Raw genomic sequence first — 12,438 nt, forward strand, 5'->3', positions numbered from 1 at the left:
TTGTTCATCTGTATAAGTTATTAGGAACCGTGCCCTTGTGCCGTAGCAAATCCGCTCTTCTCAAGCAAACGGGAGCTTTCCTCGTTCAGTCCACGCAGATGCACCGTTTTGCCCAGCTTCGCGTATTTGAATTTCACTTTACCAATGGCAACAACCGCCGTGTTATCCCAAATATGTGAGCCTCCAAAATCAATCGTGATCACCTCCGGGTCTGCCTCCGCATTGAACTCATCAACGAAACGAGCGGATGAACCGAAGAAGAACGGTCCGTGAACCCGATACACCTTCTGCCCTTGTTCCTGATTGGCCTGCACGCGAATCTTGGTCTGTTTCCAGCCAAAATGCAGCACACTGAGCACAACGCCGACCATAACACCAATCGACAGATCATGGGTGTAGACCACAATCGCTACCGTAACGACCATAACGATAGCTTCCGCCCGTGGCACACGCGCAATATTTTTGATGGAGCTCCAGTCAAACGTACCGATGCACACCATAAACATGACGCCTACGAGCGCACCCATCGGCACCTCTTTCACCACACCACTGAGCAATAATAATAATATGGCCAGGAAAGCCCCAGCCGTAAATGTCGATAATCGACCTCGGCCACCTGACTTCACATTAATAACCGACTGTCCGATCATCGCACAGCCACCCATGCCACCGAAAAGGCCATTAACAAAGTTGGCAATCCCCTGACCACGCACTTCCCGGTTTTTGCTGCTCTTGGTCTCGGTCATTTCATCCACAATCGTTGCAGTCAGCAAGGATTCCAGCAAACCTACCAGAGCCAGCGTGAACGAATAAGGAAGCAGAATCATTAGGGTATTAAGGGACCAGTCGATATTGGGCAGATGGAACATCGGCAGGGTACTCGTGAGATTCCCCATATCACCTACGGTTTTGACATCCAGATGTAACAGCGCCGTAATGATCGTCATGATCACAATAGCAATCAAGGGCGCCGGAACGCTTTTGAAAAAACGCGGCAAAATATAAATGATCGCCAGCGTAACCGCTACCATCGCATACATGATCCAATTCGCACCTGTGAAGTGGGTCAGCTGTGCCATAAAGATCAGAATCGCCAGGGCATTCACAAACCCGGTCAGTACCGAGTGGGGCACAAACGTAATAAACCGTCCAACCTTGAAAATCCCCAGAATAAACTGAATGATACCCGTCAAAATCGTAGCGGCAAACAAGTATTCCACGCCATAATCCTTGACGAGTCCGACCATCAGCACCGCCATGGCACCCGTTGCCGCCGAGATCATACCTGGCCTTCCACCCGCAATCGAGATCACAATGGCAATTGTAATGGAAGCGTACAAGCCGACCATCGGATCAACGCCTGCAATGATGGAGAAGGCAATGGCTTCCGGAATAAGCGCCAGCGCTACCGTAATGCCTGCCAGCACGTCACCGCGAATGTTACCAAACCATTGTTGTTTTAACGTATTCATATGTCTCTTGCCGTTCCTCCTACGTGTATAACTTCAAATTTGTCTTCTCCTGATTTGCAATGGAACGGTTCGTCACTGATCAACCACGACAGACAGCACAAAACAGCGGAATACCCTCCCGCAAAATGAATCTATACGTGCCTGAATTACATGATTTCCCATGATTTAGCTAAATTATCCGACATCAGGTCGGAACATGTCATTATCCGTTCCAGTGAGCACCACGTAATTCCATTGCTACTTCCAGGTTTCTTGCCTTCGAGACATCGTGAGCCGATCATAATGCCTCTTGGTTTTTCCCTCTCAGAAAAACCGGGTCCGTTAATGTACTGACCTATTATTATAGACATAGAAAGCGATATGTACTAACACAGTTTAACTGAAAAATCAGGAGCAAATCTCGTATTTTCTTAAGCTTGCGTTATTTTACTCCAAGATACTCTTTCTCAAACAAACTTTTCTCAAAAAATCTGTTGCGACTCGACTCTATCCTTTAGCCTGACGGTTTTTCTTTATTAAAAAAATGACCAGATAAATTATAGCTAAGATTCCTGTAGCTGCTAGACAAACCATTATGGCATTCATGGTTATGGTCCTAGCAATGATATAATACGCAAAAATGCCGGTTAAAAACGATAAAATCAAGTTACTACGCATCTTTTTCAAACAAACCTCACCCTTTCAAAAAAAATAACCCGCAAAGATCCTTTAAAAAAAGTCTCTTTACGGGTCTTGTTGTTATTAAAATCTTCCCGATTTGAATATCGAATACAGCAGGAAGGCCACCATCAGAATCGCCACCAGGAATCCAATCTCAATGACCGGAATATCCCACAGCATGGTTGACTGGTGACTGATCGAAGAACCGATGATCAACCCGACCATAATGATACAAAATGCGAGCAGAACAATACTGAAAGACAGCCGATTACTGATCTGATCCATTCTTCGCATGAGCGCATCCAGTTCAGGTACACTGATCTCCAGCCTTAGCTTGCCTTTACTGATGATGGAGGAGAGCTGTCTTAGCTGTCCAGGCAGACCCATGACACTCTCAGCCATATCCGCAGCACTGCGGAACAGACGATTCTTGATCCTTCCGGGATTGAAGCGTTCCTTGATCAGCTTTCGACCAAAGGGTTCTGCCATATCCACAATACTCAACGTAGGATCAAGGTGTTCGACGACGCCCTCCATCGTGAGCAGCGATTTACCCAGCAGCAAAATGTCGGCAGGCATCACAACCCGGTGTCGCTGGGCCACGCCGAACAGGTCATTCAGCGCTTGACCTACGCTAATTTTGGAAAAGGGAATATCGTAGTATTTGCTGCGGAGCTTGTCCAGATCGCTATGAAGCCCACGCAAATCCATATCATCCGGCATCATGCCCAGCTTCTCAATCGCCCGGATCATGCTGTCCGTATCCTTGCGCATCAATCCGATAATGAGCGAAGCCAGATGCTGCTTCATCTCATCACTCAGGCTGCCCACCATGCCGAAGTCGATAAAGGCAAGCCGGCCATCCTTCAACACCATCAAATTGCCCGGATGTGGATCAGCATGAAAGAATCCATGAATGAAGATCTGGTTCAACAACGAATCCACCAGTCTCTGCGCAATGTTATTCAGATCATGCCCACGTTTAATCAGCTCGTCACGATCATTCAGCTTAATGCCTTCGATGTACTCCATGGTGAGCACACGAGAAGAAGTTTGATCCCAGTAGATCAGCGGTATTTTCACTTTGTTATCCTGCTGATATTGCTGTGCAATCTTTTCCGTATTACGACCCTCGATCGTATAATCCAGCTCGGCCATCAGTGCCTGGGCGTACTCTTCTACCATTTGCGGGATCTGATATTGCTTCACCCAATCCCAGCGCTTCTCCGCCATAGCTGTCAACTCTCGTAAAATATCCAGATCGCGCTGAACAATACGCGAAATGCCAGGTCGCTGGATTTTAATGGCTACCGCCTCACCGCTCTGAAGTTTGCCCAGATGCACCTGTCCGATACTAGCCGCAGCCACAGGGGTATCCTCGAACCGGGAAAAGATCTCCTCCAGCGGTGTATCCAATTCCTGTTCCAAAATACCCCGTGCCGTCTCCGAGGAAAACGGCGGGACCTGATCCTGCAGCTTCACGAGTTCGCGGATGACAGACTCCGGCAACAAATCCGCCCTTGTGCTTGCGAGTTGCCCCAGCTTGACGAAAGCCGGCCCCAGCTCCTGCAGCACAAGTCTAATGCGCTCACTCAGTGTTTTGGTAGTGGGTGCCTCACGCGACATCCATCGCCGGGGTATGGCCAGCAACTGGAACAAGCCCAGCTCCTCGACCATATAACCGAAGCCATGACGCACCAGCGCCATGGCAATTTCCCGGTATCTGCCGACATGTTTGATTCGCACAGCCATCTACTCGATCTCGTTTCCTTTGAGAGGAGGAACTTCAAGTGGAGCTGGGGATACATCAGGTTGAAGCTGTGGTGTGTGACCCAGTTCCGCAAGCTTTTTCTCAAGGACGGTAACACGCTGTTCCAAACTGGTTACATCACTCTCGGATGGAACGCCCACTTCCTGAAGGACACGCTTGACCTGTTCGTGAATCATTCTCTTGAACTGGCCCTGCTCTTCATCGCCCCGTTCCATCAGCCGTTCGACCAACGCTTTGGATTCACCGGGCGCAAGTTCCCCGCGCTTGACCAGATCATCCACGGTTTTCTCAATTTTCTCCTTGCTTACAACAGTAAGACCGAGCCCTAACGAGATCGCCTTTTTGAACAAATCGCTCATTCTTGTCATCCTCCTCTTCGTTGATCTCTATAGTATACCCCTTAAATCACCTACTCACAAAAGAGACGGTCCGGCTATACGTAACGCGCAGCCCATTTTCCTGCCTGCAAAATTAACTGACGATAGGTTTCATGTGCAAAAGAAGGTACATGATGTCCCGGCATAAGGTAAACTATGCGTCCAACACCATATCTATGTGCCCAAGCTGCGGGCTTCGGCCCTTCTTCGGATTGATACTCAAGCAGAACTTTCGTTTCGGCAAATGAACCGAATTCGAACTGATAAGGCTCTTCTTCCATCGTAAAGCCCGAAATACCTTCAGTCACCGGATGACTCTCCGCCGTTACTGTGAACTCCAGTGGTGCATATGGTGGATGATGCAGGAATTTGGCACCGACCATCTGCTTCAGCTCATAACGATTTTGGAGCGAAATTCCGTTATGTATGATGACCAGTCCACCACCATTACTAACATAGGACAATAAGCCTGCTGTCTGCTGTGGAGAGACTTTCCCCTTCCAATCGTCCATGTAACAGATACACACATCAAAGCCGGTTATATTTTCTTGCAGCAGCATGTTGCGATTCTCACTGCATTGCACAGTCATAGTATCGTGAAAAATCCGACTGATCTCCGCGTCCACACCTTGCAGCGGATGCCAGTCCGGATGAGTATAATCACCAAGTAATAACGCTTTTTTACGATGATCCATCATTAAAAACTCCTTTCAAATTACCTATAACAGAATTACCAAGGAAGGGTGTCCCCCTTGTAATCTACATACGCGGGCTGATCTCCCCTAAACTCCTTATGGCGATCAATGAGTGCTGTAATATACTGAGCCGATTGATCTGGCGTAAGATCTGCAGCGGTATTCAATTCCCCGCTCATATAACTCTGTACCCAGCCGGGATGAATCAGCATCACCTGCCCACCCTCATCCTTCAGACCATTATGCACCAGGCGGGCCTGCATATTTAGCGCAGATTTGGACATGCAATAGGCAAACCATCCATCTCGGCTGCACTGCTCAATACTGCCTGCCTCCGAAGATATATCGACAATCAGCTTATTTGTCCCTTGAAGAAGGAGGGGCAGCAGGGCATGAGTCACACGCAATGTCCCCAAGGTATTTACATTGAATACTTCTGCCATCTCCGCCATGTTTAACGGTCCGCGGATATGATCCGTAATACTTCCTAGTATAGCCGCATTATTGATAAGCATATCCAAATGCTCTGTATCCAGCTTAAGTGTCTCCGTGAACAAAGCTACAGATAGATCATCCGCAATGTCCAGTTCGATGGCGCGTAAATGTTTCGGATAGGCATCCGTCAGAAGACGAATCCCTTTGGACTCTTCCATGTCCAATCCTGCCGCATAGACGATATAACCTCTCTTCAGCATCTGCGCCGTCAGAGCCAACCCCAGTCCCCGGGCCGCCCCGGTTACACATACGGTTTTCATCATGCTGTCCCTCCCTCGCAAGCTTAATCTGTCTTTAATTCATTCCACATTATTATCCAAAAACCTTTAATTATGAATGGGTACAAGTAACTTCACGACCAAAGTCTCAGGAGAATCCCTATCCATCAGAGTCGTTCAGCTTATATAAAATGTCCTTCACAGAAACAGGAAACAAAAAAGTTCTGACCCCTATCGTCGGATCAGAACGGAAAACACTTCGTCATCTTAATTACGTTTCATTTAATGTTTCAAAATGAGTCTAGGCGGGATCAATATTAAGGCAGAAGCTGAGCCTTGTCCGCAGATCTGGCAGCGTAATAACGCCCCAGTTCAACAATGAGGGCCCCCATCTTCTCATCTTCCGGGACCACAAGCGCCTCAATACCTTCTTCACGCATCGCGTTTGCCGTAACCCTGCCTACCGAAGCGGGCACCACACCTTGACGGAAGGCTTCCTGCATGGGTCCAAGCTTTCCCTTTGACGCCGCATATTCGACCAGAAACCGTACTTGCGGTCCACTTGTAAACGCGACCGCATGCACCTCATGCCGCAAAATTTCATTTAATAGCTGTTCCAGTTCGCCCTCTTCCGGCGGGACGTGGCGATAAGGGAGTACCTGACGAACCTGAGCGCCCTGATCCTCCAGCCATCTGACCAGCTTCGGTGCCGTCTCCCCGTGCAGCTGCAACATTACCTTCTTTCCCGCAAGATCATGAGGAGCGAACTCCCGAATCAACCCGTCTGTGCTGCCATCATCATCCCGCACCAGCGGAGTCAATTTACGCTTTCGCAGAGAATTAACAGTTTTGTACCCTCTTGCTGCAATCATGGAATCCGATAATACGTCCAGCAATTGATCCGCGATTTCCATATCCTCAGCCATATCAAAAATAGCATCCAGTCCCATCCCCGTCGTCAATACCGTCCAGTCTGGCGGGTCCGATATCCAGGATACCAGTCCGTCCCGAATATTACGGTCATCCAGAAAAACAGTTCCCTGTGCAGGTCGGACAAGCGGAATACCGCCCATTTTCTCAACCAGCAAGGACATCTCTTTGGATTTCCGTGGTCCTGTCAGTGCTACGCGTATACCCGCCAAATGTTGAGCCATCTATGTTCCCCCCGTTTATTCAGCCGAATGTCATCAGTCTGACTACAGTATACAGGGTACTTCTTTGGAGGGAAACCGAGTTTCCCCGCTTTTCGGCCGTTCATCTATAACGATTTTTGATGGGATATATCAGGAAGGCTGTAATTCTCCACCCTGTGGTCCTTCACGTTTCCCTTTGTCAGACTCATCTCGTTCCTGAGCTGCTCTTTCTTTTTTATCCTCTTTTGGCTGCTGCTTTTGCTTCTGATTATCCCCTGCCCGTTGATCATTCCTGTCTTTTTTGCGGGGGCGAAGGAACACGAAGAGTATGATGGGAAATAACACCTCGAACACAATCCCAATCCATGTCCACTCCCTTGTAAAACGAAAGAGCTCAATCGCATTTTTAAAAAACCAGAAAGCACATACAAAACCTACCAAAGCCACGGGTCCCGTCATCACTTTACCCGAAACCTTCGGAATCATTCGCTTCAGTCCCCAACAGACAAAATACAGATCGAATGCGATCTTTGTAATCAATGTAGGTAGAGTTACCGCTGCTAGTGCAAGGTCAAATCGATCAAGGAAATCACTAATTTGCAGCTGCCTTGCAAGCTCGTAGGAAGGATACACCAGTCTGGATGCGATCGGCACTCCCACCGCCAGGATGGTTTCGACAACAATCAGCATCATTAACAGAGCCGCTACCGTAATCCCCCACAAGACCGACTTGAATCGAAAATCACTGCCTTTAATTACAAAGGGGACTGCAATCATCTCACCGAAAAAGGAGAATATGTACCAGCTTCCCTTCCCAACACCGGCAACATCGATGTCAAAATACGGCATGAGATTATCCATGTTTATTTGCTGAATAAGCATGAAAGGCAATATCAACGAATTTAGCAGAAACAACGTAACATACAGCTCAGACATGCCAATTAAGGATCCTAGCCCTCCCCTTACGATAAAAACAGCCATCAGTAACAGGGATACTACAATGATAGATAGAGGCGTTGTTTCTAGCAGTGTGATACTTACGTAATCTCCGATGAGACGGATATCACGGGCAAATATAAAGAGAAAAAACAGGATGTACAGCAAGCCTGTCACACGCCCCAAAAAAGGAAAACGTCCCACCAGCGATTCAAACAGATCCTGATTGGGGAATCGGCGCTGAACACGGCTTAACATCCAAAGTGATGCTACCGTGACAAAAAACACAGGGATGTAGGATAAATAAGCATGCTGTTCAGCATAGTAAATGGCTTGCGCATGGGGCTGCATCAACGTACCTGTAATACTGAGCAGCATGATGAGCAGCACCAACTGACGACCGGTCACTCCCTGATTCATGCAATACCTCCTTTCTATCTTATCTTTCAAGCTTCGAAATTTGTTGAAGTAGCCTTAAGGTAACGGCAGCCAACGCTGAATCAAATGGGTAAGCCATGTAGTGACAAAGACTGTTTTGCTCAAATGCGTTACATAAAACCAAATCCCGGCGCTGATTACGATCAGACCGTAGGCTAACCAGCGATTAATAGCCGCTGCCTGCTTCAAATGTTTGAAATCCATAATAATTACGGCAACGACTACACCCAAATATGTGAACAGCAGCGGCTTAATCATGGACGATATCCTCCTCAGGCAATCCAAACGGTTTGTTGATAACCCCTACATTTTCAATAACAATATGTGGCTCCACACTAACTTTCACATCCGGATAAATGTCATCCCAGCGATCCTTTAACTTGTCCCACTCTTTGGGCAATTGCTGATGAATGGAGCGACCCAAACCCAAAATATCGGCAGGATATTTCTTCTGAATCAGCCTTACCCCCTCCAGAATGTCATCTTGGATTTTCTGATGTATTGCTTGATTCAGGTTCTTAATCTCTTGCTCTCGCAGGTCGCCGTAGTTCGACTCGTTGTCTACAACAACTCCCTTGGCATACAGTTTAATCGTCACCGATACTTTTCCATTTTTGATATGAGGGTGCAATGAGGAGTTGTTTTCGTTCAGTTTAATAAAAATATCACCACTCCCTCGAGGAGCCTTGACCATAATTTCAGGCTCGTTAGCTTCACCCATAGCCAGTATAAGTGCACCAGCAGGCTCTTTTTCAATCATGCCTATCAGTTTGTCCTTCTTAAAAATAGCGATTCCATCCAACTTGATGTTCGTCTTAACGTCCTTCCAGTTGCCCGGCACATTGTCAACGGTCGTGGCAACAGGTAGAAACGGCTCCACCCCTTCGGAAAGAATCGCATCCGTAAAGGTTTTGAGAGTACGCGGTTTGCGCATATTCAAGAAGCACAATTCCCGTACCATTTCGGAAGGAAACTTCTCAATCGGTGCATCGGTATCCAGTACCTTGAATGCCGGGCCTTTGGTGATAATCGGCAAAGCAGAGAAACGATTCAACGGGTATCGTGTAAGCAAGTCCAACATAGAAGCAACGCCATCACGGGCAAGCTCCTCTCCAATCAATATCGTACGCCGATGGGCATAATAAAGTTCACGAGAGAGCGCTTTTTGACCTTCAATAGACGTTCCGCGCAACGTTTTGGCTGTATTGGACAACATGAACCAGGATTTGTCACCACTTGTGCCTCCACCGCCACCCTCACTCCCGGAGGAACCGGATTGACCGGGCAGAGCAATTTGCAAGCTGGATCTGTAATTACCATCCTCCTTATCGATAGCCAGACCAATGACAAAAGCGATATCATTAATCTCCTTCCGATCCCAGCAACCTGATATAAAAATAGTACATAGGAGCATAATGGCCACAGCATGCCGTTTGTGGATAAAGAACATGTGCTTACCACCCCTCCTCAGCTTCAGGTGAGCCATTAATTTTCTCATTCATACGCTTCTGGTCACGGTGCACCGTTGAGGGACGATGGATCATTTTCCACCAAGGTACACGGATGACAATATCCTTGGTATCTTTTTTGCTATACGGACTTAGACCGGTCAGATACGGCACGCCGAAGGAAGTCATTTGTGTCAAATGTACGGAGATCAGCACCAGTCCAATCACGATGCCATACAAACCAAGCGCCCCCGCAAGCAGCATGATAGGAAAACGCAGCAAACGAACCGTAATGGCAAAATTAAAGCGAGGGATCGTAAACGAAGCAATCCCTGTCATGGATACGATAATAACCATGGGTGCAGAAACAATTCCCGCCTGAACAGCTGCCTGTCCAATGACAAGAGCCCCCAGAATACTGACGGCCTGACCTACCGTTTTGGGCAACCGGACCCCCGCTTCTCGTAAAGCCTCGAAGGACAGCTCCATAATGAGGGCTTCGACCAATGCAGGGAATGGAATAGCCTCCCTTGCCCCCGCAATACTCAGGATCAGTGTTGTTGGTAACATATCCTGATGAAAGGTCGTAATAGCGATGTAGAGCGCCGGCAGAAATAGGGCGATACCCACAAACAGAAAACGAATCCAGCGCAACAGATTACTTATAAAGAACCGTTCATAATAATCCTCACTGGCCTGCAGCATCTGCCACATTGTGATCGGGCCAATGAGGGCAAATGGAGTGCCATCCACAAAGATGGCAAAGCGTCCTTCCAGCAGGTTTCCTGCCACTGTATCGGGGCGTTCGGTATAATGCATCTGCGGAAAAGGAGAATAGGGATGATCCTCAATAAGTTCCTCAATATATCCCGTTTCGAGAATGCCATCGATTTTAATTTTGTTGAGACGTTCCTTGACATCTTTAATCAGCTTGGGATCGGCAATGTCATCGATGTAAGTCAGCACTACATTGGTTTTGGTCTCAGTTCCAATCGTCATGCTTAACATCTTAAGCGCAGGTGTTTTGAGCTTGAAACGAAGCAGAGCTGTGTTCACACGCAATGTCTCCGTGAACCCTTCACGTGGCCCGCGAATAACCGACTCCGTCTGGGGTTCCTCGACACCACGCCGCACACCGCCCTTGACGTTGAAAAGCCAGGCCTCCTTGCTCCCGTTGATTAACAACAGCGCGGAGGATTCCAGCACTCCCTCCGCTGCGGCTGCCCAGGAATCCACTTTTTTCACCTGCGACAAGGCGATTCTTGTGTCATCGAGAGGAGCAACAGGCTCATCGGTTCGTTGCTCAATCAGGCCGCGAATCAGAGGACGGAGCATATGCTCCTGAATATCTGCTGAATTCACGATACCTTCGATGTACACCAGCAGGCCTTCCACTTCAGGTGTAATTTTGACATTGCGGAATATGACATCCGAACAATCCGAGAAAATGTCTTCCAGTGCCAGCATATGGCTTTCATGTGAGAGGCCTATCGGCTGCCGCAAAATAGGGGGAGACGGCAGCCCCAAAGGGACATGCTTCTTTTTTCCCGAATCCCTTGAACCATCTTTCCCTGATGTTTTATCCGCCATATGCCGCCCTCCGTTCCTGTTTTTTTATACAAGGTAGCTTGTGCCAGATCACACGGAATTATGTGGTCTTTTTGTAAAATATCCAATCATTTTTTTAATTCAGGCAACAAAAAAAGGCCCCTGTTTAAATAACAGAGACCTTTGAGGCCTAATCAAAGTATGCAGCAATCTTCATTTACTTATTGGATGCTCTCGTCCACTTCTTTAATCATCTCTTGAATGGATTCCAGACCACCACCGGACAAGTACCAGTAATCGGGGTCAAGATATACAATGTGTCCATCTTTGAAGGCATTTGTATTTTTGACCAAATCGTTCTCGATCACCTGTTTGGCTGGAGTTGCTTCACCATTACCTGCAACCACCGCACTCCGATCTACCACAAACAAATAATCCGGATTTTTCTCCATAACATACTCAAATGAAACGCTCTGTCCATGGGTGGATACTTCAATATTTGCATCTGCTGGAGTAAAACCGAACACATCATGTATGACACCAAATCGGGAACCTGCACCATACGCACTTAATTTGCCTTCGTTCGTCAGGACAACCAGTGCATTTTTTCCAGCAGCCGTTACTTTATCTTTTAAAGCTTTAACAGAGGTATCAATCGATGCCAGTGCCTCTTCTGCTTCTTTTTCTTTACCAAAGATCTCTCCAAGCGTCTTCACATTCGAAGTCAGGGAGTTCATATAATCTTCTGTATCTACCGCCATATAAATGGTCGGTGCGATCTTGCTCAGCTCTTCATAGGAGTCTTGCAGTCGTCCTGAGATGATAATCAGGTCAGGCTTCATGGCATTTACTTTCTCAAAATCAGCCTCTTTCAAACCGCCAACATTGGTGTACTTTGCATCGTTATACTTTGCCAGATAAGAGGGAACTCCCTCCTGAGGTACACCGGCAACCTCTACCCCAAGCTGATCCAAAGTATCCAGCACACCATAGTCGAACACAACCACTTTCTCCGGATTCTTCTTCACAGTTGTTTCGCCAAGTTTATGTTTAATGACGATTTCATCACTGGACTGTTCTGCTGCAGCATTCGCTTCTGATCCTGTGCCACTGCTGGCACCTGTATTTTCTGCTGTTTTACTTCCACCACAAGCTGCCAGAACAACCGACAACACCACAAGCAACGTAAACAACCAACCCTTTTTCATAAATAGACACCTCTCGCTCTCTCTATATTGGTTTACCTT

Annotated in this window: 11 protein-coding genes; all 11 read right to left on the reverse strand. The window is 47.5% G+C overall.

Translation table 11 applies throughout. The features are described 5' to 3' along the window. Positions 1-20: 20 nt before the first annotated feature. The 11 genes from Q0V21_RS19845 to Q0V21_RS19895 all read right to left on the reverse strand — a co-directional run bounded on the left by Q0V21_RS19845 (position 21) and on the right by Q0V21_RS19895 (position 12,399). Positions 21-1,472, reverse strand: a complete 1,452-nt coding sequence (locus Q0V21_RS19845; protein WP_301880281.1) for a SulP family inorganic anion transporter — start codon at positions 1,470-1,472, stop codon at positions 21-23. Positions 1,473-2,213: 741 nt separating this feature from the next. Continuing rightward, entirely contained in the window at positions 2,214-3,884 is a 1,671-nt protein-coding gene (locus tag Q0V21_RS19850) for an ABC1 kinase family protein (RefSeq protein ID WP_079347775.1), read from the reverse strand. Continuing rightward, a complete protein-coding gene (locus tag Q0V21_RS19855) occupies positions 3,885-4,262 on the reverse strand; it encodes a phasin family protein (RefSeq protein WP_024632799.1) in 378 nt (125 codons plus the stop codon). A 74-nt stretch (positions 4,263-4,336) separates the two neighbouring features. Then, positions 4,337-4,975, reverse strand: a complete 639-nt coding sequence (locus Q0V21_RS19860) for a ThuA domain-containing protein (protein WP_024632800.1) — start codon at positions 4,973-4,975, stop codon at positions 4,337-4,339. 35 nt (positions 4,976-5,010) lie between these two features. Then, positions 5,011-5,733: an SDR family oxidoreductase gene (locus Q0V21_RS19865; RefSeq protein ID WP_024632801.1), complete on the reverse strand. Its 723-nt coding sequence runs from the start codon at positions 5,731-5,733 to the stop codon at positions 5,011-5,013. 272 nt (positions 5,734-6,005) lie between these two features. Beyond that, a complete protein-coding gene (locus Q0V21_RS19870) occupies positions 6,006-6,842 on the reverse strand; it encodes a uroporphyrinogen-III synthase (RefSeq protein ID WP_301880282.1) in 837 nt (278 codons plus the stop codon). Positions 6,843-6,971: 129 nt separating this feature from the next. Then, positions 6,972-8,177 carry a GerAB/ArcD/ProY family transporter gene (locus Q0V21_RS19875; protein ID WP_301880283.1) on the reverse strand — a complete coding sequence of 402 codons (1,206 nt, stop codon included), beginning with the start codon at positions 8,175-8,177 and terminating at the stop codon, positions 6,972-6,974. A gap of 54 nt (positions 8,178-8,231) precedes the next feature. Beyond that, on the reverse strand, positions 8,232-8,453 hold the full coding sequence (locus Q0V21_RS19880) for a hypothetical protein (protein ID WP_301880284.1): 222 nt from the start codon (positions 8,451-8,453) through the stop codon (positions 8,232-8,234). Continuing rightward, positions 8,446-9,645: a Ger(x)C family spore germination protein gene (locus Q0V21_RS19885; protein WP_301880285.1), complete on the reverse strand. Its 1,200-nt coding sequence runs from the start codon at positions 9,643-9,645 to the stop codon at positions 8,446-8,448. The genes Q0V21_RS19880 and Q0V21_RS19885 overlap by 8 nt, the downstream gene beginning before the upstream one ends. A 4-nt stretch (positions 9,646-9,649) precedes the next feature. Next, positions 9,650-11,110, reverse strand: coding sequence for a spore germination protein (locus Q0V21_RS19890; protein WP_301880636.1), 1,461 nt, complete (start codon positions 11,108-11,110; stop codon positions 9,650-9,652). A gap of 302 nt (positions 11,111-11,412) precedes the next feature. After that, a complete protein-coding gene (locus Q0V21_RS19895) occupies positions 11,413-12,399 on the reverse strand; it encodes a siderophore ABC transporter substrate-binding protein (protein ID WP_301880286.1) in 987 nt (328 codons plus the stop codon). Between the last annotated feature and the right edge of the window lie 39 nt (positions 12,400-12,438).

Source organism: Paenibacillus sp. 11B (genome assembly GCF_030487755.1).
In the GTDB taxonomy this organism is placed as follows: domain Bacteria; phylum Bacillota; class Bacilli; order Paenibacillales; family Paenibacillaceae; genus Paenibacillus; species Paenibacillus vandeheii.

What these genes read in the sequence shown, in the direction of transcription:
- Q0V21_RS19890 (WP_301880636.1), bottom strand. Translation starts at nt 11,110, where the DNA reads ATGCTGGCACTGGAAGACATTTTCTCGGATTGTTCGGATGTCATATTC.
- Q0V21_RS19885 (WP_301880285.1), bottom strand. Translation starts at nt 9,645, where the DNA reads ATGTTCTTTATCCACAAACGGCATGCTGTGGCCATTATGCTCCTATGT.
- Q0V21_RS19880 (WP_301880284.1), bottom strand. Translation starts at nt 8,453, where the DNA reads ATGATTAAGCCGCTGCTGTTCACATATTTGGGTGTAGTCGTTGCCGTA.
- Q0V21_RS19870 (WP_301880282.1), bottom strand. Translation starts at nt 6,842, where the DNA reads ATGGCTCAACATTTGGCGGGTATACGCGTAGCACTGACAGGACCACGG.
- Q0V21_RS19855 (WP_024632799.1), bottom strand. Translation starts at nt 4,262, where the DNA reads ATGAGCGATTTGTTCAAAAAGGCGATCTCGTTAGGGCTCGGTCTTACT.
- Q0V21_RS19875 (WP_301880283.1), bottom strand. Translation starts at nt 8,177, where the DNA reads ATGAATCAGGGAGTGACCGGTCGTCAGTTGGTGCTGCTCATCATGCTG.
- Q0V21_RS19895 (WP_301880286.1), bottom strand. Translation starts at nt 12,399, where the DNA reads ATGAAAAAGGGTTGGTTGTTTACGTTGCTTGTGGTGTTGTCGGTTGTT.
- Q0V21_RS19845 (WP_301880281.1), bottom strand. Translation starts at nt 1,472, where the DNA reads ATGAATACGTTAAAACAACAATGGTTTGGTAACATTCGCGGTGACGTG.
- Q0V21_RS19860 (WP_024632800.1), bottom strand. Translation starts at nt 4,975, where the DNA reads ATGGATCATCGTAAAAAAGCGTTATTACTTGGTGATTATACTCATCCG.
- Q0V21_RS19850 (WP_079347775.1), bottom strand. Translation starts at nt 3,884, where the DNA reads ATGGCTGTGCGAATCAAACATGTCGGCAGATACCGGGAAATTGCCATG.
- Q0V21_RS19865 (WP_024632801.1), bottom strand. Translation starts at nt 5,733, where the DNA reads ATGATGAAAACCGTATGTGTAACCGGGGCGGCCCGGGGACTGGGGTTG.